This is a genomic window from Vibrio sonorensis (genome assembly GCF_001854765.1).
GTDB classification, from domain to species: domain Bacteria; phylum Pseudomonadota; class Gammaproteobacteria; order Enterobacterales; family Vibrionaceae; genus Vibrio; species Vibrio sonorensis.
Map to the genome: position 1 here is coordinate 1 of NZ_LJJE01000011.1, position 25,289 is coordinate 25,289.

At 45.3% G+C, this 25,289-nt stretch carries 38 protein-coding genes and 2 pseudogenes; 34 read left to right on the forward strand and 6 right to left on the reverse strand.

All coding sequences use genetic code 11. From position 1 onward, the window contains the following. Window positions 1–43: 43 nt before the first annotated feature. Complete coding sequence (locus BLO31_RS02210) at window positions 44–541, reverse strand: Rsd/AlgQ family anti-sigma factor (protein WP_070962687.1); 498 nt, start codon at window positions 539–541, stop codon at window positions 44–46. A 177-nt stretch (window positions 542–718) separates the two neighbouring features. Between BLO31_RS02210 and nudC the strand changes: the two genes are divergently transcribed. The 32 genes and pseudogenes from nudC to rplQ all read left to right on the forward strand — a co-directional run bounded on the left by nudC (window position 719) and on the right by rplQ (window position 18,582). Continuing rightward, complete coding sequence (gene nudC / locus BLO31_RS02215; protein WP_070962688.1) at window positions 719–1,504, forward strand: NAD(+) diphosphatase; 786 nt, start codon at window positions 719–721, stop codon at window positions 1,502–1,504. 246 nt (window positions 1,505–1,750) lie between these two features. Further along, window positions 1,751–2,818 carry a uroporphyrinogen decarboxylase gene (hemE, locus tag BLO31_RS02220; protein WP_070962689.1) on the forward strand — a complete coding sequence of 356 codons (1,068 nt, stop codon included), beginning with the start codon at window positions 1,751–1,753 and terminating at the stop codon, window positions 2,816–2,818. A gap of 106 nt (window positions 2,819–2,924) precedes the next feature. Continuing rightward, complete coding sequence (locus tag BLO31_RS02225; RefSeq protein WP_070962690.1) at window positions 2,925–3,560, forward strand: TetR/AcrR family transcriptional regulator; 636 nt, start codon at window positions 2,925–2,927, stop codon at window positions 3,558–3,560. 76 nt (window positions 3,561–3,636) lie between these two features. Further along, window positions 3,637–4,590 (forward strand): acetyltransferase, encoded by a 954-nt coding sequence (locus BLO31_RS02230; protein WP_070962691.1) that lies wholly within the window; start codon window positions 3,637–3,639, stop codon window positions 4,588–4,590. Window positions 4,591–4,933: 343 nt separating this feature from the next. Next, complete coding sequence (rpsJ, locus tag BLO31_RS02235) at window positions 4,934–5,245, forward strand: 30S ribosomal protein S10 (RefSeq protein WP_001181007.1); 312 nt, start codon at window positions 4,934–4,936, stop codon at window positions 5,243–5,245. A 14-nt stretch (window positions 5,246–5,259) separates the two neighbouring features. Next, window positions 5,260–5,889 (forward strand): 50S ribosomal protein L3, encoded by a 630-nt coding sequence (gene rplC, locus BLO31_RS02240; RefSeq protein WP_070962692.1) that lies wholly within the window; start codon window positions 5,260–5,262, stop codon window positions 5,887–5,889. A 16-nt stretch (window positions 5,890–5,905) separates the two neighbouring features. Continuing rightward, a complete protein-coding gene (rplD, locus tag BLO31_RS02245) occupies window positions 5,906–6,508 on the forward strand; it encodes a 50S ribosomal protein L4 (RefSeq protein WP_070962693.1) in 603 nt (200 codons plus the stop codon). Next, on the forward strand, window positions 6,505–6,807 hold the full coding sequence (rplW, locus tag BLO31_RS02250; RefSeq protein ID WP_070962694.1) for a 50S ribosomal protein L23: 303 nt from the start codon (window positions 6,505–6,507) through the stop codon (window positions 6,805–6,807). The genes rplD and rplW overlap by 4 nt, the downstream gene beginning before the upstream one ends. A 16-nt stretch (window positions 6,808–6,823) precedes the next feature. Next, window positions 6,824–7,648 carry a 50S ribosomal protein L2 gene (rplB, locus tag BLO31_RS02255; RefSeq protein ID WP_070962695.1) on the forward strand — a complete coding sequence of 275 codons (825 nt, stop codon included), beginning with the start codon at window positions 6,824–6,826 and terminating at the stop codon, window positions 7,646–7,648. Between the two features lie 20 nt (window positions 7,649–7,668). Further along, on the forward strand, window positions 7,669–7,947 hold the full coding sequence (gene rpsS / locus BLO31_RS02260) for a 30S ribosomal protein S19 (RefSeq protein ID WP_004394525.1): 279 nt from the start codon (window positions 7,669–7,671) through the stop codon (window positions 7,945–7,947). A 10-nt stretch (window positions 7,948–7,957) separates the two neighbouring features. Then, window positions 7,958–8,290: a 50S ribosomal protein L22 gene (rplV, locus tag BLO31_RS02265; protein WP_070962696.1), complete on the forward strand. Its 333-nt coding sequence runs from the start codon at window positions 7,958–7,960 to the stop codon at window positions 8,288–8,290. Between the two features lie 16 nt (window positions 8,291–8,306). Further along, window positions 8,307–9,005, forward strand: coding sequence for a 30S ribosomal protein S3 (rpsC, locus tag BLO31_RS02270; RefSeq protein WP_070962697.1), 699 nt, complete (start codon window positions 8,307–8,309; stop codon window positions 9,003–9,005). An 11-nt stretch (window positions 9,006–9,016) separates the two neighbouring features. Then, window positions 9,017–9,427: a 50S ribosomal protein L16 gene (gene rplP / locus BLO31_RS02275; protein WP_006075723.1), complete on the forward strand. Its 411-nt coding sequence runs from the start codon at window positions 9,017–9,019 to the stop codon at window positions 9,425–9,427. Next, on the forward strand, window positions 9,427–9,618 hold the full coding sequence (gene rpmC / locus BLO31_RS02280; protein ID WP_070962698.1) for a 50S ribosomal protein L29: 192 nt from the start codon (window positions 9,427–9,429) through the stop codon (window positions 9,616–9,618). The genes rplP and rpmC overlap by 1 nt, the downstream gene beginning before the upstream one ends. Further along, window positions 9,618–9,872, forward strand: a complete 255-nt coding sequence (rpsQ, locus tag BLO31_RS02285; protein ID WP_070962699.1) for a 30S ribosomal protein S17 — start codon at window positions 9,618–9,620, stop codon at window positions 9,870–9,872. The genes rpmC and rpsQ overlap by 1 nt, the downstream gene beginning before the upstream one ends. A 159-nt stretch (window positions 9,873–10,031) precedes the next feature. Then, window positions 10,032–10,403 carry a 50S ribosomal protein L14 gene (rplN, locus tag BLO31_RS02290; protein ID WP_070962700.1) on the forward strand — a complete coding sequence of 124 codons (372 nt, stop codon included), beginning with the start codon at window positions 10,032–10,034 and terminating at the stop codon, window positions 10,401–10,403. Between the two features lie 13 nt (window positions 10,404–10,416). Beyond that, window positions 10,417–10,734, forward strand: coding sequence for a 50S ribosomal protein L24 (gene rplX / locus BLO31_RS02295; protein WP_070962701.1), 318 nt, complete (start codon window positions 10,417–10,419; stop codon window positions 10,732–10,734). 23 nt (window positions 10,735–10,757) lie between these two features. Continuing rightward, window positions 10,758–11,297, forward strand: a complete 540-nt coding sequence (rplE, locus tag BLO31_RS02300; protein WP_070962702.1) for a 50S ribosomal protein L5 — start codon at window positions 10,758–10,760, stop codon at window positions 11,295–11,297. Between the two features lie 17 nt (window positions 11,298–11,314). Further along, a pseudogene (gene rpsN, locus BLO31_RS22955) lies at window positions 11,315–11,619 on the forward strand (30S ribosomal protein S14). Between the two features lie 31 nt (window positions 11,620–11,650). Continuing rightward, window positions 11,651–12,043: a 30S ribosomal protein S8 gene (gene rpsH, locus BLO31_RS02305; RefSeq protein WP_070962703.1), complete on the forward strand. Its 393-nt coding sequence runs from the start codon at window positions 11,651–11,653 to the stop codon at window positions 12,041–12,043. Window positions 12,044–12,055: 12 nt separating this feature from the next. Continuing rightward, the gene (rplF, locus tag BLO31_RS02310) at window positions 12,056–12,589 is read left to right on the forward strand and encodes a 50S ribosomal protein L6 (RefSeq protein ID WP_070962704.1); all 534 of its coding nucleotides are present in this window, start codon (window positions 12,056–12,058) and stop codon (window positions 12,587–12,589) included. A 9-nt stretch (window positions 12,590–12,598) separates the two neighbouring features. Beyond that, the gene (gene rplR, locus BLO31_RS02315) at window positions 12,599–12,952 is read left to right on the forward strand and encodes a 50S ribosomal protein L18 (protein ID WP_070962705.1); all 354 of its coding nucleotides are present in this window, start codon (window positions 12,599–12,601) and stop codon (window positions 12,950–12,952) included. 14 nt (window positions 12,953–12,966) lie between these two features. Then, window positions 12,967–13,467 carry a 30S ribosomal protein S5 gene (gene rpsE, locus BLO31_RS02320; RefSeq protein ID WP_070962706.1) on the forward strand — a complete coding sequence of 167 codons (501 nt, stop codon included), beginning with the start codon at window positions 12,967–12,969 and terminating at the stop codon, window positions 13,465–13,467. Window positions 13,468–13,474: 7 nt separating this feature from the next. Next, a complete protein-coding gene (rpmD, locus tag BLO31_RS02325; protein ID WP_070962707.1) occupies window positions 13,475–13,651 on the forward strand; it encodes a 50S ribosomal protein L30 in 177 nt (58 codons plus the stop codon). 5 nt (window positions 13,652–13,656) lie between these two features. Beyond that, a complete protein-coding gene (gene rplO, locus BLO31_RS02330; protein WP_006963206.1) occupies window positions 13,657–14,091 on the forward strand; it encodes a 50S ribosomal protein L15 in 435 nt (144 codons plus the stop codon). Between the two features lie 20 nt (window positions 14,092–14,111). Then, on the forward strand, window positions 14,112–15,446 hold the full coding sequence (gene secY / locus BLO31_RS02335) for a preprotein translocase subunit SecY (protein WP_070962708.1): 1,335 nt from the start codon (window positions 14,112–14,114) through the stop codon (window positions 15,444–15,446). A gap of 39 nt (window positions 15,447–15,485) precedes the next feature. Then, window positions 15,486–15,599 (forward strand): 50S ribosomal protein L36, encoded by a 114-nt coding sequence (gene rpmJ / locus BLO31_RS02340; protein ID WP_070962709.1) that lies wholly within the window; start codon window positions 15,486–15,488, stop codon window positions 15,597–15,599. Window positions 15,600–15,745: 146 nt separating this feature from the next. Then, window positions 15,746–16,102, forward strand: a complete 357-nt coding sequence (gene rpsM, locus BLO31_RS02345) for a 30S ribosomal protein S13 (protein WP_070962710.1) — start codon at window positions 15,746–15,748, stop codon at window positions 16,100–16,102. A gap of 18 nt (window positions 16,103–16,120) precedes the next feature. Further along, on the forward strand, window positions 16,121–16,510 hold the full coding sequence (rpsK, locus tag BLO31_RS02350; RefSeq protein WP_001118870.1) for a 30S ribosomal protein S11: 390 nt from the start codon (window positions 16,121–16,123) through the stop codon (window positions 16,508–16,510). A 27-nt stretch (window positions 16,511–16,537) separates the two neighbouring features. Beyond that, the gene (gene rpsD / locus BLO31_RS02355) at window positions 16,538–17,158 is read left to right on the forward strand and encodes a 30S ribosomal protein S4 (protein WP_070962711.1); all 621 of its coding nucleotides are present in this window, start codon (window positions 16,538–16,540) and stop codon (window positions 17,156–17,158) included. Between the two features lie 24 nt (window positions 17,159–17,182). Beyond that, complete coding sequence (locus BLO31_RS02360; RefSeq protein WP_070962712.1) at window positions 17,183–18,175, forward strand: DNA-directed RNA polymerase subunit alpha; 993 nt, start codon at window positions 17,183–17,185, stop codon at window positions 18,173–18,175. A 26-nt stretch (window positions 18,176–18,201) separates the two neighbouring features. Next, window positions 18,202–18,582, forward strand: coding sequence for a 50S ribosomal protein L17 (rplQ, locus tag BLO31_RS02365; protein ID WP_070962713.1), 381 nt, complete (start codon window positions 18,202–18,204; stop codon window positions 18,580–18,582). 132 nt (window positions 18,583–18,714) lie between these two features. Here rplQ and bamJ read toward each other — a convergent pair whose 3' ends face one another. Further along, window positions 18,715–19,335, reverse strand: coding sequence for a BamJ family beta-barrel-assembly machinery protein (gene bamJ / locus BLO31_RS02370; RefSeq protein ID WP_070962714.1), 621 nt, complete (start codon window positions 19,333–19,335; stop codon window positions 18,715–18,717). Window positions 19,336–19,560: 225 nt separating this feature from the next. Between bamJ and BLO31_RS02375 the strand changes: the two genes are divergently transcribed. Further along, a complete protein-coding gene (locus tag BLO31_RS02375; protein WP_070962715.1) occupies window positions 19,561–20,124 on the forward strand; it encodes a LysM-like peptidoglycan-binding domain-containing protein in 564 nt (187 codons plus the stop codon). Here the strand turns inward: BLO31_RS02375 and BLO31_RS02380 are convergent. From BLO31_RS02380 to BLO31_RS02395, 4 genes are all read right to left on the reverse strand, one after another. Beyond that, window positions 20,074–20,985 carry a DMT family transporter gene (locus BLO31_RS02380; RefSeq protein WP_070962716.1) on the reverse strand — a complete coding sequence of 304 codons (912 nt, stop codon included), beginning with the start codon at window positions 20,983–20,985 and terminating at the stop codon, window positions 20,074–20,076. The genes BLO31_RS02375 and BLO31_RS02380 overlap by 51 nt on opposite strands. After that, window positions 20,982–21,434 carry a GNAT family N-acetyltransferase gene (locus BLO31_RS02385; RefSeq protein WP_070962717.1) on the reverse strand — a complete coding sequence of 151 codons (453 nt, stop codon included), beginning with the start codon at window positions 21,432–21,434 and terminating at the stop codon, window positions 20,982–20,984. Before BLO31_RS02385 ends, BLO31_RS02380 begins: the two co-directional genes overlap by 4 nt. Window positions 21,435–21,508: 74 nt before the next feature. Further along, window positions 21,509–22,066 carry a Crp/Fnr family transcriptional regulator gene (locus BLO31_RS02390; protein WP_070962718.1) on the reverse strand — a complete coding sequence of 186 codons (558 nt, stop codon included), beginning with the start codon at window positions 22,064–22,066 and terminating at the stop codon, window positions 21,509–21,511. 108 nt (window positions 22,067–22,174) lie between these two features. After that, window positions 22,175–24,133, reverse strand: coding sequence for a bifunctional 2',3'-cyclic-nucleotide 2'-phosphodiesterase/3'-nucleotidase (locus BLO31_RS02395; protein WP_070962719.1), 1,959 nt, complete (start codon window positions 24,131–24,133; stop codon window positions 22,175–22,177). A gap of 264 nt (window positions 24,134–24,397) precedes the next feature. On the opposite strand from BLO31_RS02395, the pseudogene cobA reads away from it, so the two are divergent. Then, window positions 24,398–25,272 (forward strand): annotated as a pseudogene (gene cobA / locus BLO31_RS02400) (uroporphyrinogen-III C-methyltransferase). Window positions 25,273–25,289: the final 17 nt, after the last annotated feature.

A 25,289-nucleotide genomic window follows, 5' to 3' on the forward strand; every position in this document is an offset into this window, starting at 1 on the left:
ACGTCTGTAGTTTGTTGGGTTTAACGTTTTTTTAAATTGGTGTTTATGCGCCAGGCGGGACTGCGAGGCTATCTGCGATCAGTCGAATGAGCTCGTCTTCCACTTCAAACCTAACTTCGATGATCTCCCCGATCAATGACATATCACTATCAAAGTCTTCAGTGGAAACCGTTTCGTCATCAAGCGATGCGTATTTGTCGGTAAAGTTAAGTAATGGCTCAGTGGTCAGTACGATCCTGCCATAGGTTTGATCGATTTCTTCCGTTGCCTGAAACCCAGTCGCTCGCCATTTGTCCATCACCATATCGTAAATCTTGAAATGACCTTCAGAAATATAGTCGACAAGGTGTTGGCAAAACTGCTGTAATTCGCCAGAACTGGGTAATTTGCTAAGAGAGGGTTTAGTTGAGCAAGGTTGAAGATCAGCAAGCTTACAGAATTCGACAATGAGTAATTGTCGCTTTTCCAGCCAATGATCGATGACTTCACTGGAGCCACCCCATTGCTCTTGTGTTTGTTTGAATTTATTTAGCATGACCATGCCCTCATGATCTGATCACATCTCCGGTGATCTATTAGCCTTGGGTACAAGGCGATTGTTAGAGTGTTAAACTCTATTCCTTACAAGAGTTTATTGTATTGATGCAGTAAATTTGTAAACTCTTATGAATTTAGATTGCCAGTAAAATGATCGAACTTCAAGTAATCGGGAGACTATATGTTAAAACAGGATGACACAGTGCAAAGTAAATCGGCGTACTGGTGTGTGATGTCGGGAAGTGACATATGGTTAAAAGAAAACAGGATCCCTTTTGGCAGTAATGAAGAACTAGGGATCGACAGTCGAGAGGCCATCTTGATCGGAGAGCATGATCAGAAAAAGGTGTATTGGATCAACGAGTCTTCATTAGAAGTTGAACTGGAAATGTCCTCAATCCGAGAGTGTTTACACTTTGAACAAGACCTTTTCTTATTGGTGAGCAAGGCCGCACAATACAGTCATATGACTCAGACTATTCGGTTTTGCCCTCAATGTGGCGGACGAACACGCCTCAACCACAATCAGCTTGCGATGCAGTGTGGCGATTGCAGAACACTACACTATCCACGAATATTCCCCTGCATCATCGTCGCGGTGCGAAAAGAAAATAAAATACTGCTTGCTCAGCACCCTAGGCACAAAAACGGGATGTACACCATCATCGCAGGATTTACCGAGGTCGGTGAAACATTGGAACAATGTGTCGCGAGAGAGGTAAAAGAAGAGACGGGGATCGAAGTCGATAATATTCGTTACTTTGGCAGTCAGCCTTGGGCATTTCCTTCAAGTCTAATGATGGGTTTTTTGGCTGACTACAAAAATGGTGAAGTCAAACCAGACTACAGTGAACTGTCAGACGCAAACTGGTTTAGTATTGATCAACTGCCAGATCTTGCACCTAAGGGTACGATCGCTAGAGAATTGATTGAGTATACGGTGTCGCAAATATCTGAAAATAAATAAAAAAAACCTCCGAGACGGAGGGGGTAAGTAAGATGTCGTTATGAGATGCTGAGTCACGAGTACTCAGTTTTATAATTGTAGTTTTCGCTAGCGAACAAATTTTTAACACCTATCAGAGATCTAAGCAATCTAAGCTCTGGTTTAAAAGTTAATAACATGATCTAGGTTGCAAAGCATACCGCTTTTGCGAGCCAAACAGTGTTAGAATAACCCCTTTGAAAAAGTCAGAATATTTTGGAAGACGGAATGACAGAATTAAAAAATGACCGTTACTTAAGAGCTCTACTAAAAGAGCCTGTAGACTACACACCGGTATGGATGATGCGCCAAGCAGGCCGTTATTTACCAGAGTATCGCGAAACGAGATCAATTGCTGGCGACTTCATGTCACTATGCCGCAACGCAGAGCTTGCTTCAGAAGTGACCCTTCAGCCACTGCGTCGTTTTCCACTCGATGCCGCTATTCTGTTTTCTGATATCTTGACGATCCCAGACGCGATGGGATTGGGTCTTCGCTTTGAAACTGGAGAAGGTCCAGTTTTCGACAAGCCGATTCGCTGTAAAGCGGATGTTGATAAAATTGGTTTACCAGATCCTGAAGGGGAACTGCAATATGTTATGAATGCCGTTCGTCAGATCCGCAAAGATCTCAACGGTGACGTTCCACTGATTGGTTTCTCTGGTAGCCCTTGGACTCTGGCAACTTACATGGTCGAAGGCGGAAGCTCTAAAGCCTTTACTAAAATTAAAAAAATGATGTATGCAGAGCCGCAGACCTTGCATGCGTTGTTGGATAAGTTGGCTGATAGCGTTATCGAGTACTTGAACGCTCAAATTAAAGCTGGTGCGCAATCAGTTATGGTATTTGATACTTGGGGTGGTGTATTAACGCCGCGAGACTACAACTTGTTCTCTTTGCAGTACATGCACAAAATTGTTGATGGCCTAATACGAGAAAATGATGGCCGACGTGTACCCGTCACTTTGTTCACTAAAAATGGTGGTATGTGGCTTGAGCAAATTGCAGCGACAGGCTGTGATGCTGTTGGTTTAGATTGGACAATCAATATCGCCGATGCAAAGGCGAGAGTTGGAGATAAAGTGGCACTGCAAGGAAATATGGATCCTTCTATGCTATATGCTCAGCCAGAGCGAATTAAAGAAGAAGTGGCCACCATCCTAGAAGGCTTTGGTCATGACAATACCGGCCACGTGTTTAACCTAGGACATGGCATTCATCTCGACGTCCCACCTGAAAATGCAGGAGTATTTGTGGAAGCGGTCCATGAGCTGTCCAAGCCATACCACAAATAACAAAGTAACGAGATGAAAAGCGCCTGATTAGACCAGGCGCTTTTTGTTTATTCGGTAAACTAGTCGTTATACTCTTTAGACTTATAAAAAGGGATAATAACAATCAATGAAAACTCGCGAAAAAATTGTTCACGCTGCGCTGCTACTGTTTAACGAAAAAGGTGAAAGAAACATTACGACCAATCATATTGCAGCCGATATTGATATTAGCCCAGGCAACCTCTATTACCACTTTCGAAACAAGCAAGAAATCGTCCGCGAGATTTTCAATCTCTACTCCAACGAGCTTTTAGAGCGCTTTACACCTTTGCAAGGTCAACACGAGAGCTTAGTGTTGCTGAAGCACTATCTCGACTCAATTTTTACCCTAATGTGGAAATACCGCTTTTTTTACGCCAATCTGCCTGAAATACTGCAAAGAGATCCCCAGCTTCACAGTGAATACATTCAGGTCCAAGAGAAACTGCAAGGGAACCTGATAAACATCATGCGCGCTTTTGTCGATTTAGATTTGCTCGAGGTGACAGAAACGCAGATGAAAACGCTAGTGACCACACTGCACTTGATTGCATCAAGCTGGTTGGGTTATCAGTCCGCGATGTCGCCTAAATCTAAGATTACCGAACAGGTAATTCACCAAGGCATGCTTCAGATGATAGAGGTGGTTAAGCCAATGGCTACAAAACAAGGGGCGGAGCAGCTTGTGCTTTTGGAAGAGGGTGTTAGAGCAATTCACGCTTAGTTAGTACCACAGTGAATAGTTGCAGTTTGCCACTTCATATACACTTCCTACAAAAGAGTAAAAGATAGGAAGCAGGATGCACTTCGATATATTCAATGGTGATGCGGATGGGATCATTTCTCTCATCCAACTCCGTCTCAAAGAGCCTAAAGTGTCGACACTTGTCACGGGTGTAAAACGCGATATCAAATTGATTGAGAAGATTGCTCCGACACAAGGAGATACCATTACCGTTTTAGATATCTCTATGGCGAAGAATCAAAGCGCGCTAAGCGTTTTACTATCGAAAGAGCACCAAATCTTTTACGCCGATCATCATCAAAGTGGCGAAGTCCCCAACTCGCCCTATTTGAATGCGCATATCGATCTATCAGCCAATACCTGTACCGCACTTATCGTTGATGAGCTGCTATCAGGCCAGTTTCACCATTGGGCCATTACTGCGGCTTATGGCGATAACCTTATCGCCACCGCCGACGCTCTCGCTCACAAAGCCGGCTTAGATACACCCCAAAAGTTGAAGTTGCAGGAGCTAGGCACACTGATTAACTACAACGGCTACGGAGAAACCCTGGCAGATTTGCACTTTCATCCAGCCGACTTGTATAAAAAGCTGGCCCAATATACCTCTCCATTCGATGTGATTGAGGATAGTGATTCACCCTATTACACACTAAAAACGGCTTTTGCCAATGACATGCTGGTGGCAGAGCAAGCGTGCCAGCTCCACAACAGTGAGATTTTAAAAGTGGTAGCGTTAGACGATGGGGCAGCGTCGAGGCGAGTCAGCGGGGTATATGGCAACCAGTTGGCTAATGAGAATCCAACTAAGGCCCACTTAATATTGACTAAGACGGCTGATGGCGACTATCGAGTGTCATTGCGAGCCCCCTTAGAAAATAAGAAAGGCGCTGGGTACATTTGCAGCCAGTTTGAAACCGGTGGGGGAAGAGAAGCTGCTGCGGGTATTAACAAATTGCCCACGGCTGATCTTACACACCTTATTGAAACAATAGAAGCCTATTACTAAAACAGACAGTTATGGAAAGTGGCGTTTATTTTTTCAGCAGCTATTGCAGATAAATTTGTGATCTGTATAATACGCCGCACTGACTTAGTCAGTTGTGAACCAATGAGCAGCGAGGAGCTGGTAAATCTAACGATTTGCTTGGTAATGTAAACTCAGCTTATGTTCGCGGTTAATACAATTAGCTTGCCACTTTGTGGCTATTGGTTAATAGAAAATTAACTGACAACGCGTCCTAATTTTGGATGCTACGGTTTCACATAAATCAATCGGCATTCTCTCACCCAAAGTGAGTTTGAGTGGCGATATTGTTTGTGTAATTTTTTAATTATTGGAGCTCTGTCTCATGCAGAACCAACGTATTCGTATCCGCCTTAAAGCTTTCGATTACAAACTAATCGACGCTTCAACTGCGGAAATCGTTGAAACAGCTAAGCGTACCGGCGCACAGGTTCGTGGTCCTATTCCACTGCCTACTCGTAAAGAGCGTTTCACTGTTCTTATCTCTCCACACGTTAACAAAGATGCTCGTGATCAGTACGAAATCCGTACTCACAAACGTCTAATCGACATCGTTGAACCAACAGATAAAACTGTTGATGCACTGATGCGTCTAGACCTAGCAGCGGGCGTTGACGTTCAAATTAGCCTAGGTTAAGGGAGATTAGAATAATGATTGGTCTAGTCGGACGTAAAGTGGGTATGACCCGCGTATTTACCGAAGAAGGCGTTTCTATCCCAGTAACTGTTGTTGAGGTTGAAGCGAACCGTGTTTCTCAAGTTAAAACTCTTGAGAACGATGGCTACGCAGCAATCCAGGTAACTGCTGGTGCTAAGAAAGCTAACCGTGTATCTAAGCCAGAAGCTGGTCACTTTGCGAAAGCAGGTGTTGAAGCTGGCCGCGGTCTTTGGGAATTCCGTTTAGAAAACGGCGAAGAGTTTGAAGTTGGTGCTGAACTAACTGTTGAACTGTTCAACGAAACTAAGAAAGTAGACGTTACTGGTACATCTAAGGGTAAAGGTTTCCAAGGTGCTGTTAAGCGCTGGAACTTCCGTACTCAAGATATGACTCACGGTAACTCATTGTCTCACCGTGCTCCTGGTTCTATCGGTCAATGTCAGACTCCAGGTCGCGTGTTTAAAGGCAAGAAAATGGCAGGTCACATGGGTGCTGAGCGTGTAACGACTCAAAACCTAGAGATCGTACGTGTTGACGCTGAGCGCAACCTGCTTCTTATTAAAGGTGCAGTACCAGGCGCAACTGGCGGTAACGTGATCGTTAAACCAGCTGTTAAAGCATAACGTCTAGGAGTAAGTAATGGAATTGATGGTTAAAGGTGCTGATGCACTAACTGTTTCCGAAGCTACTTTCGGACGTGAGTTCAACGAAGCTCTTGTACACCAGGTAGTTGTTGCTTACGCAGCAGGTGCTCGTCAAGGCACTCGTGCTCAAAAAACACGTTCAGAAGTTTCTGGCGGTGGTGCTAAACCATGGCGTCAAAAAGGTACTGGCCGTGCTCGTGCTGGTACAATTCGTAGCCCAATCTGGCGTACAGGTGGTGTTACTTTTGCTGCGAAACCACAAGATCACAGCCAAAAAGTAAACAAGAAAATGTACCGTGGTGCTATGAAGAGCATTCTATCTGAGCTAGTTCGTCAAGAGCGTCTAATCGTTGTTGATAACTTCGCAGTAGAAGCACCAAAAACAAAAGAGCTAGTAGCTAAGCTTAAAGAACTTGAGCTTAACGATGTACTTATCGTTACTGGCGAAGTAGACGAGAACTTGTTCTTAGCTGCTCGTAACCTATACAAAGTTGACGCACGTGATGTTGCTGGTGTTGATCCAGTTAGCCTTATCGCGTTCGACAAGGTTCTAATGACTGCAGAAGCAGTTAAGCAAGTTGAGGAGATGCTGGCATGATCACTGAAGAGCGTCTACTAAAAGTTCTACGTGCACCGCACATCTCTGAAAAAGCAACAATGGCAGCTGAGAAAGCGAACACTATCGTTTTCAAAGTAGCAATTGATGCAACTAAAAAAGAGATCAAAGCAGCTGTAGAAAAGCTATTTGAAGTTGAAGTTAAGTCTGTAAATACTCTTGTAACCAAGGGTAAGACCAAACGTCAAGGTCTACGCCAAGGTCGCCGCAGCGACGTTAAGAAAGCGTACGTTACCTTGAAAGAAGGTCAAGATCTTGACTTCGTTGGCGGCGCGGAATAACAGGAGTAGTTGAATAATGGCTATTGTTAAATGTAAGCCGACTTCGGCTGGTCGTCGTCACGTTGTTAAAGTTGTTAACGCTGACCTACACAAGGGTAAGCCTTACGCACCTCTTCTAGAGAAAAACTCTAAGAACGGCGGTCGTAACAACAACGGTCGTATCACGGTACGTCACATCGGTGGTGGTCACAAACATCATTACCGTGTAATTGACTTTAAACGTACTAAAGATGGCATTCCAGCGAAAGTTGAGCGTCTAGAATACGATCCAAACCGTAGCGCAAACATCGCTCTAGTTCTGTACGCAGACGGTGAGCGTCGTTACATCCTTGCGCCTAAAGGTGTTCAAGCAGGTGATGCGATCCAGTCTGGTGCAGATGCACCTATTAAAGCTGGTAACGCACTTCCAATGCGTAACATCCCAGTAGGTTCTACCGTTCACAACGTTGAGCTAAAACCTGGTAAAGGTGGTCAGCTAGCACGTTCTGCAGGCGCTTACGCTCAGATCGTTGCTCGTGACGGTGCATACGTAACGATTCGTCTACGTTCAGGCGAAATGCGCAAAGTACTATCTGAAGGCCGTGCAACAATCGGTGAAGTAGGTAATGCTGAGCACATGCTACGTGAACTAGGTAAAGCTGGTGCTAACCGCTGGCGCGGTGTTCGTCCAACCGTTCGTGGTGTTGTGATGAACCCAGTAGACCACCCACACGGTGGTGGTGAAGGCCGTACATCTGGTGGTCGTCACCCAGTTTCTCCTTGGGGTATGCCTACTAAAGGCTTTAAGACCCGTAAGAACAAACGCACTGACAAGTACATTGTACGTCGTCGTAATAAGTAATCTATTTAAGAGGATAAGCCATGCCACGTTCTCTCAAGAAAGGTCCATTTATTGACCTACACTTGCTGAAGAAGGTAGAGAAAGCGGTGGAAAGCGGAGACAAAAAGCCTATTAAGACTTGGTCCCGTCGCTCAATGATCATTCCTACAATGATCGGTTTGACCATCGCTGTCCATAATGGTCGTCAGCACGTTCCAGTATTCGTAACTGATGAAATGATCGGTCACAAACTGGGCGAATTCGCACCAACACGTACTTACCGCGGTCACGCTGCGGATAAGAAAGCTAAGAAGCGTTAAGGAGTAGATGATGGAAGCATTAGCTAAACATAACTTTGCTCGCATTTCGCCTCAGAAAGCTCGCTTAGTTGCAGATCAAATTCGCGGTAAATCCGTTGATCAAGCACTTGAAATCTTGACGTTCAGCAACAAAAAAGCTGCTGACCTAATCAAGAAAGTTCTTGAATCGGCAATCGCGAATGCGGAGCACAACGAAGGTGCAGATATCGACGATCTATCAGTCGCTAAAATCTTCGTAGATGAAGGCCCTATCATGAAGCGTATTATGCCTCGTGCTAAAGGCCGCGCGGATCGTATCTTGAAGCGTTCTAGCCACATCACTGTTGTTGTTGCAGACGTTTAAGACTAGGAGATAAGCAATGGGTCAAAAAGTACATCCAAATGGTATTCGTCTTGGCATCGTTAAGCCTTGGAATGCTACATGGTTTGCTAACACCAAAGAATTCGCTGACAACCTAGACGGCGACTTCAAGGTACGTCAGTTCCTTACTAAGGAACTACAAAAAGCGTCTCTGTCACGCATCGTTATCGAACGTCCTGCTAAGAGCATCCGTGTGACTATTCACACTGCTCGTCCAGGCGTTGTAATCGGTAAGAAAGGTGAAGACGTTGAGAAGCTACGCGCAGCTGTAGCTAAAATCGCAGGTGTACCAGCGCAAATCAACATCGCTGAAGTACGCAAGCCTGAACTAGATGCGCAACTTGTTGGTGACAGCATCGCGTCTCAGCTAGAGCGTCGTGTTATGTTCCGTCGTGCTATGAAGCGTGCGGTACAGAATGCAATGCGTCTAGGTGCTAAAGGTATCAAAGTGGAAGTAAGCGGTCGTCTAGGCGGCGCTGAAATCGCACGCTCTGAGTGGTACCGTGAAGGCCGTGTGCCTCTACACACTCTACGTGCAGACATTGATTACGCAACTTCTTCGGCTCACACCCAATACGGTGTAATCGGCATTAAAGTTTGGATCTTCAAAGGTGAGATTCTAGGCGGTATGCCAGCAGCTAACGCTGTAGAGCCAAAAGGCGACAAGCCTAAGAAGCAGCGCAAAGGCCGTAAGTAAGGAGTCGACAGATGCTACAACCTAAACGTACTAAGTTCCGTAAGGTTCAGACTGGTCGTAACCGTGGTCTTGCTAAAGGTACTGATGTAAGCTTCGGTACTTTCGGCTTGAAAGCGGTAGGCCGTGGTCGTCTAACTGCTCGTCAAATCGAAGCAGCACGTCGTGCTATGACGCGTCACGTTAAGCGTCAAGGTAAAATCTGGATCCGTGTGTTCCCAGACAAACCAATCACAGAAAAACCACTTGAAGTTCGTCAAGGTAAGGGTAAAGGTAACGTTGAGTACTGGGTAGCCCAAATCCAACCTGGTAAGGTTATGTACGAAATGGACGGTGTACCTGAAGAATTGGCACGTGAAGCGTTCCGCCTAGCGGCTCGTAAACTGCCATTCAAAACTACATTTGTAACTAAGCAGGTGATGTGATGAAAGCACAAGATCTACGCGAAAAGAGCGTTGAAGAGCTTAATGCAGAGCTATTAGAATTGCTACGTGAACAGTTTAACTTGCGCATGCAAGCTGCAACTGGTCAACTGCAGCAAACTCATACTCTGAAAGCTGTACGCCGTGATATCGCACGTGTGAAAACTGTTTTGACTGAGAAGGCAGGCGCATAATGAGCGACAAAATTCGTACTCAACTAGGTCGTGTTGTTAGCGACAAGATGGACAAGTCTATCGTTGTTGCTATCGAGCGTAAGGTTAAACACCCAATTTACGGCAAGTACGTAAAGCGCACGACTAAAGTACACGCACATGACGAGAACAACGAGTGTGGCCTAGGCGATACCGTTGAGATCCAAGAGTGTCGTCCACTGTCTAAGACTAAGTCTTGGACTTTGGTTAAGATTGTAGAAAAGGCGAAGATTTAATCTTTCCTTGACTATAAAAAACGGCTCCAAAAAATTATTTTGGAGCCGTTTATTTTTTGACTACCCAATCACAAAAAAGGGTGGTACAATTCGCGTCCCTTTTAAAGAGGCAGCCCGACCCGAGATGGGTCTAGTTTTAATATTTAGCGGAGCATTAACATGATCCAAATGCAAAGTATGCTGGACGCAGCTGATAACTCAGGCGCTCGCAGCGTAATGTGTATTAAGGTTCTGGGTGGCTCTCACCGCCGTTATGCACATATCGGAGACGTTATCAAAGTTACTGTTAAGGAAGCAATTCCTCGCGGTAAAGTTAAGAAAGGTGATGTCCTGAAGGCGGTAGTAGTGCGCACCCGTAAAGGCGTACGTCGTCCTGACGGTTCTGTCATTCGCTTCGACCGTAATGCTTGTGTATTGTTGAACGACACTACTGAGCAACCTATCGGTACACGTATCTTTGGTCCAGTAACACGCGAACTTCGTAACGATAAGTTTATGAAGATCGTATCTCTGGCACCAGAAGTTCTGTAAGGAGCGGCAAACAATGGCAGCTAAAATCCGTCGTAACGACGAAGTGATCGTTCTTGCTGGAAAAGATAAAGGCAAGAAAGGTAAAGTAACTAAGGTTCTGACAACTGGTAAAGTTATCGTAGAAGGTATCAACCTAGTTAAGAAACATCAGAAACCTGTTCCAGCTATGGGTATCCAAGGCGGTATCGTAGAGCAGGAAGCAGCAATCGATGTATCTAACGTGGCTATCTTTAACGATGCTACTGGTAAAGCAGACCGTATCGGTTTCCGTTTTGAAGATGGTAAGAAAGTTCGTTTCTTTAAGTCTAACGGCGAAACCGTTTCTAACTAATAGAAGTAATTTGGAGTTCAACTATGGCGAAACTGCATGATTACTACAAGTCGTCTGTAGTCGCTGAACTGACCAAACAGTTCAGTTACTCAAGCGTCATGCAAGTCCCTAGAATCGAGAAAATCACCCTAAACATGGGTGTTGGTGAAGCAATCAACGATAAAAAGCTTCTAGAAAACGCAGCTTCTGATATGGCGACCATTTCTGGTCAAAAGCCACTTATCACTAAAGCGCGTAAATCTGTTGCAGGCTTTAAAATCCGCGAAGGCTACCCTATCGGTTGTAAAGTAACCTTGCGTGGCGAACGCATGTGGGATTTCCTAGAGCGTCTTATTTCAATCGCTCTTCCACGTGTACGTGACTTCCGTGGTGTTAGCGCTAAGTCTTTTGACGGACGCGGTAACTACAGCATGGGCGTTCGCGAGCAAATCATCTTCCCGGAAATCGACTTTGATAAAGTTGATCGAGTACGCGGTCTAGACATCACTATTACGACGTCTGCTGGTACTGATGAGGAAGGCCGTGCTCTGCTGGCTGCCTTTAACTTCCCATTCCGTAAGTAAGGTGAAGGGTTACTGTTATGGCTAAAAACTCAATGAAAGCACGTGAAGCAAAACGTGCAAAGCTAGTAGCTAAGTAGCTGAAAAGCGTGCAGCTCTAAAAGCTATCATCAGCGATGTAAACGCATCTGAAGAAGATCGTTGGGATGCGGTTCTAAAACTGCAATCTCTTCCACGTGATTCTAGTGCATCACGTCAGCGCAACCGTTGTAACCAAACTGGTCGTCCACACGGTTACCTACGTAAGTTCGGTCTAAGCCGTATCAAAGTTCGCGAAGCTTGCATGAAAGGCGAGATTCCTGGACTTCGTAAGGCTAGCTGGTAATTGCCACTTTTAATCATTTGGAGTAAATCATATGAGCATGCAAGATCCGATTTCGGATATGCTGACCCGTATTCGTAACGGTCAGGCAGCAAACAAAGTTGCTGTTAAAATGCCTTCTTCAAAGCTTAAAGTTGCAATTGCTGCACTACTAAAAGCTGAAGGTTACATCACTGATTTCGCTGTTGACAGCGAAGTAAAACCTGAGCTGGAAGTGACTCTTAAGTACTTCCAAGCAAAACCAGTAATCGAGCAACTGAAGCGTGTTTCACGCCCAGGTCTACGCGTTTACAAGAAGAAAGATCAACTTCCTTCTGTAATGGGCGGTCTTGGTGTTGCTGTTGTTTCAACTTCCAAAGGTCTTATGTCTGACCGTGCTGCACGTAAAGCCGGCCTTGGTGGTGAAATCATCTGTTACGTAGCTTAATAGGAGTAGATTATGTCTCGTGTTGCTAAAGCACCTGTCGCTATTCCAGCTGGCGTAGAGGTGAAACTGAACGGCCAAGAAGTTACTGTAAAAGGTGCTAAAGGCGAACTATCTCGCGTTCTTAACGACGCAGTAGTTGTAGCTCAGGAAGAAAACAATCTAACTTTCGGTCCACGCGACGGTGTTGATAACGCATGGGCACAAGCAGGTACTGCACGTGCACTAGTTAACAACATGGTTGTGGGTGTTACTGAAGGCTTTACTAAGAAGCTAACTCTTAAGGGTGTTGGTTACCGTGCTGCTATTAAAGGCAAAGCGGTTGCTCTAACACTTGGCTTCTCTCACCCTGTTGAGCACGAGTTGCCAGAGGGTATTAAAGCTGAATGTCCAAGCCAAACTGAAATTGTTCTAACTGGTTGTGACAAGCAGCTTGTTGGTCAAGTGGCGGCAGACATCCGTTCTTACCGTGAGCCTGAGCCTTACAAAGGTAAAGGTGTTCGTTACGCAGATGAAAATGTGCGTACTAAAGAAGCTAAGAAGAAGTAAGGTAACACTATGGATAAGAAAGCATCTCGCATCCGTCGTGCTACACGCGCACGTCGTAAGATTGCAGAACTGGGTGCAACTCGCCTAGTAGTACACCGTACTCCTCGTCACGTGTACGCTCAGGTTATCGCATCAAACGGCTCTGAGGTTATCGCAGCAGCTTCTACTGTAGAAAAAGCGATCCGTGAGCAAGTGAAGAACACTGGTAACATCGATGCAGCTAAAGCAGTAGGTAAAGCTATTGCTGAGCGTGCGCTTGAGAAAGGCGTATCGACAGTAGCATTTGATCGTTCTGGTTTCCAATACCACGGTCGAGTAGCGGCGCTAGCAGATTCTGCTCGCGAAGCTGGTCTGAAATTCTAAGGTAGGGTTGGAAGATGGCTAAAGAACAACAACAAGCGAATGATTTGCAAGAAAAGCTAATCGCTGTTAACCGTGTTTCTAAGACGGTTAAAGGTGGTCGAATCATGAGCTTCACTGCACTAACAGTCGTTGGTGACGGTAACGGTCGCGTAGGTTTCGGTTACGGCAAAGCTCGTGAAGTACCTGCAGCGATTCAAAAAGCAATGGAAAAAGCGCGTCGTAACATGACTACTATCGCGCTTAACGAAGGCACCCTTTTCCACCCGGTTAAAGGTCGCCACTCGGGCTCTAAAGTTTACATGCAGCCAGCTGCAGAAGGTACAGGTGTTATCGCCGGTGGTGCGATGCGTGCTGTACTTGAAGTTGCAGGCGTACACAACGTATTGTCTAAAGCGTACGGTTCTACGAACCCTATCAACATCGTTCGTGCAACGATTGACGCTCTGGGCAGCATGAAGTCGCCAGAAATGGTTGCTGCTAAACGTGGTCTAACTGTTGAATCTATTTCGGAGTAAGAACACCATGGCAACTATTAAAGTAACTCAAACTAAAAGCTCAATTGGTCGCCTACCTAAGCACAAATTGTGCCTTAAAGGTCTTGGCCTTCGTAAAATCAACCACACAGTTGAACTTGAAGATACTCCGTGCGTTCGCGGTATGATCAACAAGGTTAGCTACATGGTTAAAGTTGAGGAGTAATCAGAATGCGTTTGAATACTCTATCACCGGCTGCTGGCTCTAAGCCTTCTGCGAAGCGCGTAGGTCGCGGTATCGGTTCTGGCCTTGGTAAAACAGGTGGCCGTGGTCACAAAGGTCAAAAATCACGTTCTGGCGGCAGTGTTCGTCCAGGTTTCGAAGGCGGTCAAATGCCTCTGAAACAACGTCTACCTAAATTCGGTTTCACTTCTCGTAAGAGCCTAGTGAGTGCTGAAGTTCGTCTAGCTGAGCTAGCGAAGGTAACAGGTGACGTAGTTGATCTTAACAGCCTAAAAGCTGCTAACGTTATCACTAAGAACATCGAATTTGTTAAAGTTGTTCTATCTGGTGAAATTAACAAAGCAGTGACTGTTAAAGGTCTACGCGTGACTAAAGGCGCTAAAGCTGCAATCGAAGCTGCAGGCGGTAAAATCGAGGAATAATCTCGAGGATTGAGGTACAGATGGCTAAGAAACCAGGACAAGATTTTCGCAGTGCTCAGAGCGGCTTAAGTGAACTAAAGTCGCGCTTACTATTCGTAATAGGTGCACTTTTAGTATTCCGAGCAGGCTCTTTCGTGCCGATCCCTGGTATTGACGCTGCTGTACTTGCCGATTTGTTCGAACAGCAAAAAGGCACCATCGTTGAAATGTTCAACATGTTCTCCGGTGGTGCACTTGAGCGTGCATCTATATTAGCATTGGGCATCATGCCGTATATTTCGGCTTCGATTGTTGTCCAATTGCTAACTGTAGTTCATCCAGCGTTAGCCGAACTCAAGAAAGAGGGTGAAGCAGGCCGTCGTAAGATCAGCCAATATACACGCTACGGCACGCTTGTACTTGCAACATTCCAAGCTATTGGTATTGCAACAGGCCTACCAAACATGGTCGACAATCTGGTTGTTATCAACCAAACCATGTTTACGCTTATTGCAACCGTGAGTCTAGTAACCGGTACCATGTTCCTGATGTGGTTAGGTGAACAGATTACTGAGCGCGGAATTGGTAATGGTATTTCATTACTTATCTTTGCAGGTATCGTTGCTGGATTGCCATCGGCAATCGGTCAGACAATCGAGCAAGCGCGTCAAGGTGAATTGCATGTACTTCTTCTGCTGCTGATTGGTGTACTTGCTTTTGCAGTTATTTACTTTGTTGTTTTCATGGAGCGTGGTCAACGTCGTATCGTCGTTAACTATGCGAAGCGTCAACAAGGTCGTAAAGTTTTTGCTGCTCAAAGCACGCATTTGCCACTTAAAATAAATATGGCAGGTGTTATACCAGCAATTTTTGCATCTAGTATTATACTGTTCCCAGGAACATTAGCTCAGTGGTTCGGTCAGAACGGTGAGAGCAGCACATTCGGTTGGCTAACTGATGTGTCTTTGGCTCTTTCCCCAGGTCAACCTCTGTACGTAATGCTTTATGCAGCAGCGATTATTTTCTTCTGTTTCTTCTACACGGCGTTGGTATTCAACCCGCGTGAAACAGCAGATAACCTGAAGAAGTCCGGTGCATTCGTACCCGGTATCCGCCCAGGTGAGCAGACAGCGAAATACATTGATAAAGTAATGACGCGTTTAACCCTTTGTGGTGCACTCTACATTACCTTTATCTGTCTGATTCCTGAGTTCATGATGGTCGCGTGGAACGTACGTTTCTACTTCGGCGGTACATCACTACTTATCGTAGTGGTTGTTATCATGGACTTTATGGCACAGGTGCAGACTCATCTGATGTCTCAACAGTATGATTCTGTGTTGAAAAAGGCAAATCTGAAAGGCTATGGCCGTTAATTCGGCGGTAGACTCAGATTTCATTTACGGAGTTTAGCAATGAAAGTTCGTGCTTCCGTTAAAAAAATCTGCCGTAACTGCAAAGTTATTAAGCGTAACGGTGTTGTTCGTGTTATTTGCAACGAAGCAAAACACAAGCAGCGTCAAGGCTAAGCAGCAGAAATTTTTACTTGAAATATAAGGTAGCGTCGAGTATATTCCTCGGCCTACCTTTTGCGTGCAAAAGAAGTAGTATCCCGCAGCGTATCCTCAACGGGCTTTGCTGCGGCTAATTCTTGATAAAGTACTAGGAGTGAATAGTGGCCCGTATAGCAGGCATTAACATTCCTGATCAGAAACATGCTGTAATCGCTCTAACAGCGATCTACGGTATCGGTAAGACTCGTTCTCAAGCTATCCTAGCTGGAGCAGGTATTGCTGAAAATGTTAAGATCAGTGAACTAACTGAAGAGCAGATCGATCAACTGCGTGATGGTGTAGCTAAGTACACTGTAGAGGGTGATCTACGTCGTGAAGTTTCCATGAACATCAAGCGTCTTATGGACCTTGGCTGTTACCGTGGTCTTCGTCATCGTCGCAGTCTACCACTACGTGGACAGCGTACTAAAACCAATGCTCGCACCCGTAAGGGTCCGCGTAAGCCGATCAAGAAATAATCGGGAAGGTAGAGTACAATGGCTAAACAACCAACTCGCGCTCGTAAGCGCGTACGCAAGCAAGTTGCTGATGGCGTTGCGCACATCCATGCTTCTTTTAACAACACAATCGTGACCATCACTGACCGTCAAGGTAACGCACTAGCTTGGGCTACTGCAGGTGGTTCAGGTTTCCGTGGTTCTCGTAAGTCTACCCCATTCGCTGCACAGGTTGCTGCAGAGCGTTGTGCTGAAATGGCTAAAGAATACGGTCTAAAGAACTTGGAAGTTATGGTTAAGGGTCCAGGTCCAGGTCGTGAATCTACTGTTCGCGCACTGAACGCTGCTGGTTTCCGCATCACAAACATTGTTGATGCTACACCTATCCCTCATAACGGTTGTCGTCCACCTAAGAAACGTCGCGTATAACGTTTCTGGGACAATTGGAGAAAGATCATGGCAAGATATTTGGGTCCTAAGCTGAAGCTTAGCCGTCGTGAAGGCACTGACTTATTCCTTAAGTCTGGTGTTCGCGCGATCGATACCAAGTGTAAAATTGATAACGCACCAGGTGTACACGGCGCTCGTCGCGGTCGTCTATCTGAGTATGGCGTTCAGCTTCGTGAGAAGCAAAAAGTTCGTCGTATGTACGGCGTTCTAGAAAAACAATTCCGTAACTACTACAAAGATGCTGCTCGCCTTAAAGGCAACACAGGTGAAAACCTACTTCAGCTTCTTGAAGGTCGTCTTGATAACGTAGTTTACCGTATGGGCTTTGGCGCTACTCGCTCAGAAGCTCGTCAGCTAGTTAGCCACAAAGCTATTCTAGTTAACGGTAAAGTTGTAAACGTTCCTTCTTTCAAAGTTGCGGCAAACGACGTTGTTTCTATCCGCGAGAAAGCGAAATCGCAAGCTCGTATTAAAGCAGCTCTTGAAGTAGCTGAACAACGCGAAAAACCAACTTGGATTGAAGTAGATGGCGGGAAGATGGAAGGTACGTTCAAGCGTTTGCCTGAGCGTTCAGATCTGTCTGCTGACATCAACGAACAATTGATCGTCGAGCTTTACTCTAAGTAAGGTTTAAACTAAAGAGAGGACACAATGCAGGGTTCTGTAACAGAATTTCTTAAGCCACGTCTTGTTGACATCGAACAGATCAGCACGACTCACGCAAAAGTAACTCTTGAGCCATTAGAGCGTGGTTTTGGCCATACTCTTGGTAATGCACTTCGCCGTATTCTACTATCTTCTATGCCGGGTTGTGCCGTAACAGAGGTAGAGATTGAAGGCGTACTACACGAATACAGCACTAAAGAAGGCGTTCAGGAAGATATTCTTGAAATTCTTTTAAACCTTAAAGGTTTAGCTGTTCGCGTTGCCGAAGGCAAAGATGAAGTGTTCATTACACTAAACAAGTCCGGCTCAGGCCCTGTGGTTGCAGGTGACATCACCCATGATGGTGATGTAGAGATCGCTAACCCTGAACACGTTATTTGTCACTTAACGGATGACAACGCTGAGATCGCAATGCGTATCAAAGTTGAACGTGGTCGTGGTTATGTTCCGGCTTCGGCTCGTATCCATAATGAAGAAGATGAACGTCCAATCGGTCGTCTACTGGTTGATGCTACATACAGCCCTGTAGACAAGATTGCTTATTCTGTTGATGCAGCTCGTGTAGAGCAACGCACTGACTTGGATAAGTTGGTCATCGATATGGAAACGAACGGTACTCTAGACCCTGAGGAAGCAATCCGTCGCGCAGCAACTATCCTTGCTGAGCAATTGGATGCGTTCGTAGATCTTCGTGATGTACGTGTACCTGAGGAGAAGGAAGAGAAGCCAGAGTTCGATCCTATCCTACTGCGTCCTGTAGACGATCTTGAACTAACAGTTCGCTCTGCTAACTGTCTGAAAGCAGAAGCGATTCACTACATCGGTGATCTTGTACAGCGTACTGAGGTTGAGCTTCTTAAAACGCCTAACCTTGGTAAGAAATCTCTTACTGAGATTAAAGACGTACTTGCATCACGTGGTCTGTCTCTAGGTATGCGCCTAGAAAACTGGCCACCAGCGTCTATCGCTGAAGATTAATCGATATTAGTTAGAAGGATTAGGTCATGCGCCATCGTAAGAGTGGTCGTCAACTCAACCGCAACAGCTCACATCGCAAAGCGATGTTCAGCAATATGGCTAGCTCTCTAGTACGTCATGAAGTTATCAAGACTACTTTGCCAAAAGCAAAAGAGCTACGTCGCGTAGTTGAGCCTTTGATTACACTAGCTAAGACTGACAGCGTTGCTAACCGTCGTCTAGCATTTGCACGTACTCGTGACAACGAAGTAGTTGCAAAACTATTTAACGAACTAGGTCCACGTTTCGCTAGCCGCCAAGGCGGTTACACTCGTATCCTAAAAGCTGGCTTCCGTGCTGGTGATAAAGCTCCAATGGCTTACATTGAGCTTGTTGATCGCCCAGCTGCTGAAGAAGCTGCTGAGTAATCAGTTCGTAATAACGAAAAAACCGAGCCTCGGCTCGGTTTTTTTGTATCTGCTCGAATCCACTCTTTAGAGATAAAAGATTCGAGATGTAAAAAAACCGGCTATCGCCGGTTTTGTACTTTCATGCTTACATTAAAGAATCGCTAGTAGCTCAACTTCAAATACTAGTGCAGCGTATGGAGGAATTGCTGCACCTGCGCCACGTTCGCCGTATGCTAGGTCTTGCGGGATGTATAGCTTCCATTTAGAGCCCACAGGCATTAGTTGCAATGCTTCTACCCAACCCTTGATAACGCCAGTTACAGGGAACTCAGCAGGCTGACCACGAGATACAGAGCTATCGAAAACTGTACCGTCTGTTAGTTCACCGTGGTAGTGAACACGTACTTGCTTGTCAGAAGTTGGGATTTCACCAGTACCTTCAGTGATGATTTCGTACTGTAGACCTGACTCAAGTACCGTTACTTCTGGACGTAGAGCGTTGTCTTTAAGGAATGCTTCACCATCTGCTGCCGCTGCTTTAGCTGCTTCTGCACGCACTGCTTCAGCGCGAGTGTGTAGCTCTTGAAGTGCATTGTTAATTTCATCTACTTCAATCGCTGGCATGTCACCTGTTAGTGCTGTGGCGATACCAGCAGCGATTGCGTCAACGTTAAGACCTTCTAGACCAGAACCTGCAAGTTGCTGACCCATTTGTAGACCGATACCGTAGCTTGCTTTTTGCTCTACAGTTTCAAATTTCACTTCAGACATAATGTCTCTCTTAGTTTGGTGTATAAAGTCTGAAAGGATAGCAGGTCTCAGGCTGTTGTTAAATGCTCAGCGTTCATTGGAAAGGTTTGTTATCACTTACATCGGCCTTTTTGCGGGTTGAGTGCGAAATTTTTGCTTGTTCATCACTTAAAACACTGTTTTTTTCTATACTCTTGTGCGCATCATTTTTATACTGAGATGGTCAGAGGGTAAGAGGTTGTTAGAATGAATCGCCGCAGGAAAAAGACGAAACAAGTTGACCATGTGGAAGACATTAAAAGGAAGCTTTCTAGTGTCGACTGGGAGCGAAAACGCCAGCAAGCCATAACATTGTGGTCTAAGCTGCCCAAATTTCATCAGCGAGCATTAATGGTTTTGGCTCCGGTCGTCTTGGTCGTTCTATTGATTCCGTTCCCGTCCGTAGAGTCTGAACAGGCTGAGCCTATTTCAAACGAGCGAGTCGCGATCGATATCAATACGCAAGGTTTAAGTGAGCAGCAAACGGCCCAACAAACTTCACCCAAATCTGACATTTGGAAAGAGTATCAAGTCAAAGATGGCGATACGTTAGCGGCGGTGTTTCGAAATGTCGGTTTGCCTATGGCCGATCTCAATGCACTGGTTTCTGTCGAAGGTTCTGACAAGCCGTTAAGCCGAATCAAAAAAGGGCAACTGGTGCGCTTTAAGCTCGCTGACGATGGTAAACTCGATATCCTCCAACTAGAAAAAAGCGCCGGCTCAGTGATGTTCTTCCGTCTTTCTGACGGTGGTTTTGGTAGAAGTAAGTAGTCGCTTACCAACTTTCCAGTATCTAGGGTGCTTCCAAGGTAGTATGGGCAGTAATATGAGTAGTATGCCTATAATGGTGAAAGCGTCTGGGATTTCGTTAAACCACACCACACCGAATATTGCTACAAAGACTAAGCCACTGTATTCCGCTAATGCTATTTGTGTGGCTTGCGCCCTTTTATAGGCGAGGACGGCTAGCCCATTGTAACTCAAGATTAAAACGGCGCTTGAGCATATCCAACCTAACTCTTTAATACTCATTGGTTGCCAGGTCATTAGCGCACCCAACCCCGCGATTGGCAGGGAAAGTAAACTTGTCCAAAACAGAGTAGCTATCACGGGTTGTTCGTTGGGAATTTTTCGAACCAAAATGTTAAATAGGGCCAATGTTGTTGCTGTCCCTAAAGCGAATAGTGCGGCCCAATGAAATTGAGAAGGCCGTAGGACGATCAATACGCCTATAAAGCCTATCGATGTTGCAATGGTTTTTAACAATGTCGGTCGCTCACCTAAAAGAAAAAGAGATAGGGGCAGCATTAGAAGCGGTGCAGCATAGATGACTGCATTGGCCGTGGCTAGCGGTAAGTACGTAACCGCTACCATCATACAGCCGCTGCCAATTAGCACTAGCTGTGAGCGAGCAAGTGTAACTTTAAAGCCTGTTAATTTTTGCTTATCCGAAGAGAGTTTTAACCACCAAGGAAAAAGAATTAATGCGGACAGACACTGACGAACAAATACGTATTGCCAAGGCGAAACGCCGCCATCGAGCAATTTGATGGCCACATCTGACAAGGATGCAAAAAAGTTCCCTAGTACAAGGAATAGTATGGCGACACTGCTTGTGTTTAATCCTTTCATCGGCTGAGTTTCATATCGATATGTGGAATGTCGTCTTCCAAATACATTTCTGAAGTCTGCTTGAACCCGTGTTTTGCGTAGAACCCGTTAAGGTGTTCTTGAGCCCCTATTTCAATGTCGTGCTCAGGCCAACGGTTTAGACACGCATCAATAGCTTTGTTCACCAACTTATGGCCTAAGCCATGACCACGTGCGTTTTGCGCAGTAGCGATTCGGCCAATACTGGCGTTGGAATAACTCATGCCCGGAGCCACAATCCTGGCACAAGCGACAAGTTGTTCGTCTTGATATCCCAACAGGTGAAGGGCGTGTTGGCTGGTATCTTTGTTATCCAACTCAGGATAGGGGCAAGTTTGTTCAACCACAAAAACGTCAACGCGCAGTTTCAGTAGCGCATACAATTGGTAGTTTGTCAGTTGCTCAAAAGTCTTTAGTTGCCACTTTAACATTGCCCGTCCTTCGACTTGTTTTGATTTGATAAATCTATCAGTGTGCAGTTGTCACTGGCGTTAACAATTGTTAACTATGTTCTTTTTTTTATTCGGCTCAAGCTGATGGGGGTGATGCCCAAGTAAGCGGCTATTTGATAATCATTTAGCCGAGAAAGCAGTTCAGGGTAGTGCTCGCAGAACAGCTTGTAACGCTGCTCGGGGGTAAACAACAGCATAAAGCGCTCTTTACTTTCTTTGTGTAGAAGCTGGGTTTCCAATAGTTTGTAGTAAATTGGGTGCCCTTGATTTTTCCATTGGTTTAGTTGCTCTACTGGTATGCAGATCAAATGACACGCCGTGAGCGTTTCTAATAGAAAAGGGGAGGGTGATTGCTTAATTAAACTTTCAAACCCGATAACCCAGTCCTTTTCCCAGTAAAACTCTTTGCTAAACGCTTTGCCATCTTCGGTGAGGTAGCAGGCGTGACAAATACCTTCTACAACGAAATAGAATGTTTCAGGTACTTCCCCTTGCTGGGTCAGTATATGTCGCGTAGGTAGCTCGAGTTCTTGAGATACGTCGAGTAATGTTTGAATCTCGCCTTTAGCAAAACCTTCAGATTTAAGGTGCTGAAGAAAGTCAGGAGACATGATGTACCAATGAGTTTATGAAAAGGGTTTAAGGTTATCATGAAGACTGAAGAAAAAAAGCAGCGAATATGAAGTGACGCCATATCGCTGCTTTTCTTTACTGACTCTCTAGCGAAGGTCTATTTTGTAGATTGCAAAGCCGATATCGTCGTTACCCAGTTTATCCATCGGGTATTGGCCTTTGTTTTTTATGAACTGCTGCGCTTTTTCACTGGGTGATGTTTCGAACCGCACGTCCAAATCTACGTTGGACTTAACAGGAAAAAAAGACCAATTGTTATCTGCGCTTGGTGTAACTTCGCCCAGCTCTTTGCTGACTCGACTAATATAAGAGGCAAGGATCGAGCGGTTTTCATCAGGTGCGTCGAAGGCAACGTAGTCGGGGCCAGTGCCTGGGAACTTGTTGCTGTAAGCTCGGTAGTTGTTAGTCGCAATAATAAACTCTTGCTTTAGATCGAGTGGTTTACCTTGATAAGTTAAACCCATGATACGTTCTGAATCTGGGTTGATCACTTTACAGTTGCCATCATACTTTGCCGGTTGAGTGACATCGATTTGATAGTCAACTCCGTCAATGACATCAAAGTTGTACGTGCGGAAGCCATCCCAATCGATCAATGATTGCGGTTTACTGCTATTTACGTCTATCTGTAAAAACTGGCCAGCACTGCATTCTAACCACTCTTTGACTTCATGGCCTGTCACTTTGAGTGCGGTTAAGGTATTTGGATACAGGTATAGATCAGCAGCATTGCGGAATGTGAGTTGCCCGGATTCTACTTCTGTAAAGTTAGTGGGGTCATTTTTACGGCCACCCGCTTTAAAAGGAGCTGCCGCCGATAACACTGGGATATCGGATAGGTCTGGGTCGCCTTGAATAAAACGCTCTACATAGTCTTTCTGAGCTAAGTTGACGATTTGAACGGTTGGATCGTCTTGAACAAGTGCAAGAAAGCTGTACATCACATCATTAGCGCTTCCGATTGGTTGATTCACAAAGTCGCGAGTACCTTTGTGGTCTTGTTCAAGGGCTGCGACGATACCTTTATCAGGTTCAACCAGTGCCTTTTTCTCGTTTTTGTCAAAAATTGGTCGAGCTTCGGATTGGCTATCGGTCACCAGCCACTGACTTCCATGTTTATTTAGTACAAGGTCTATCACGCCGACGTGACTTCCCCATCGTCCGGGCATGACAGCAGCCACGCCATTGATGGTGCCTTTCTGATTATCTATACCTTGAATACTATCAAATCCTTTTCCGGGGAAAACGGCATGGGCGTGACCAAAGGCAATAGCATCAATTCCTCCTATTTCGGAAAGGTAGTATGTTGAGTTTTCAGCCCCTCTTTTATAGGGATCCGAAGAAATCCCAGAGTGAGGGATAGCGATAATCACATCAGCGCCTTCGCTCTTCATCTTTGGTACTAACGCTTGTGCTGTTTCTTTTATATCTTGCGCGGTGACTTTACCTTCTAGATTTTTTTTATCCCAAACCATAATTTGAGGGGGGACAAACCCTATATAGCCAACTTTGAGCTGGTGCTTGTCGCCGTCATTATCTTGGAAGGTGTGGGTTTTGATTAAGTAGGGCTTAAAGTAGTGTTCGCCCGTTGCGCTGTTGATAACATTGGCACTTATATACGGAAAGTCTGCACCTTTAAGGCTCTTAGCTAAAAATTCCAAACCGTAGTTAAACTCGTGATTACCAATATTGCCGACATCGTAACCGAGTTGGTTCATGGCCTTGTAGACGGGATGGGTTTCACCAAGGTCGATACCTTTAGCGGCCATGTAGTCCCCCATAGGACTGCCTTGTATTAAATCTCCGTTGTCTACCAACACACTATTGATCACTTCTTTTCGTGCCTGTTTGACCAAAGTGGCCGCACGAGTTAAACCAATCTTTTGCGATGGCTTGTCTTTGTAATAATCGTAATCCATGACATTAGTATGGATATCAGTGGTTTCTATGATTCTTAATTTTATTGTGTCTGCCATGGCGCCGCTCGCCATGGTTAGTAGACCACCTAGCACCGCAATTGCGAGCGGTTTAACTGCAACTGTCATTGTTTTTCTCCAGAGTATGTTTGCTGAACGCATCGTTTAATGTAACAAATTGTTGTGAAACAAAGATTTCAGCTATCAATAAAATGTGACTTGAAGTGCTATCAACACGCTGTTCTGACTATGAGTTCTCAAATTCAATGCTTTTGGAGTCAGTCGAATAGGGTTTTCTTATCAGTATTTCGAATAAAAAATGAAATTTTAGAATTTCATGTAATAAAGAGAGCGCGCCATAATGCTTGCATAACGATATTAAGGAAGCACAGCATGACGGTTACGGACAAAGTTTCTCAGTTCCCACTTAAGGGTTCGCAAGTCGTTGCCAATAAACAAGGCAGCAGCGTGAACGGTGTATTGGTTGGTCGTAGCCAACTGAATGCCGGCGAAGTGGCACTGATTGGTGCAGGCCCTGGAGACCCAGAACTGCTAACCATCAAGCATTGAGCTTTTTACAGCAAGCCGATGTCGTGCTTTACGACTATTTAGTATCAGAAGAAATTATGGATCTCCTACCAAAAGAGGTGATTCAGGTTTGTGTCGGTAAACGTGCTGGCCACCACAGTGTCCCACAAGAAAAAACCAACCAGCTATTGGTAGACTTTGCTCAACAAGGTTACCGAGTTGCACGTATTAAAGGTGGCGATCCGTTTATCTTTGGTCGTGGCGGTGAAGAGCTTGAGGTGCTAGCCGAGAAAGGTATTCGTTTTCACGTTATTCCCGGTATTACTGCTGCTGCGGGTGCAACAGCCTATGCAGGGATCCCCCTTACCCACCGAGATTACGCTCAGTCAGCCATGTTTATCACGGGTCATCTAAAAGCGGATAGCGACAATATGGATTGGTCGACGCTTGCGAGAGGGAATCAAACCCTAGTGATCTACATGGGCTTAATGAAATCTGAATATATCCAGCAACAACTTATTGAACATGGCCGTTCAGCGGATACACCGCTCGCCATAATCGAACGTGGTACCCAAGCCACACAAAAAATATTCAAAGGGCAACTAGCCAATCTTTCAGAGTTAGCCAAAGATGCGCAATCTCCTTCTCTGATTGTGATTGGTGAAGTGGTCGCGCTATCTGAAACACTTAACTGGTTCGAACAAGAAACCAGTGACGATAGCCAGCGCCGCTACGCCTAGTTTGCCAATATTGATTA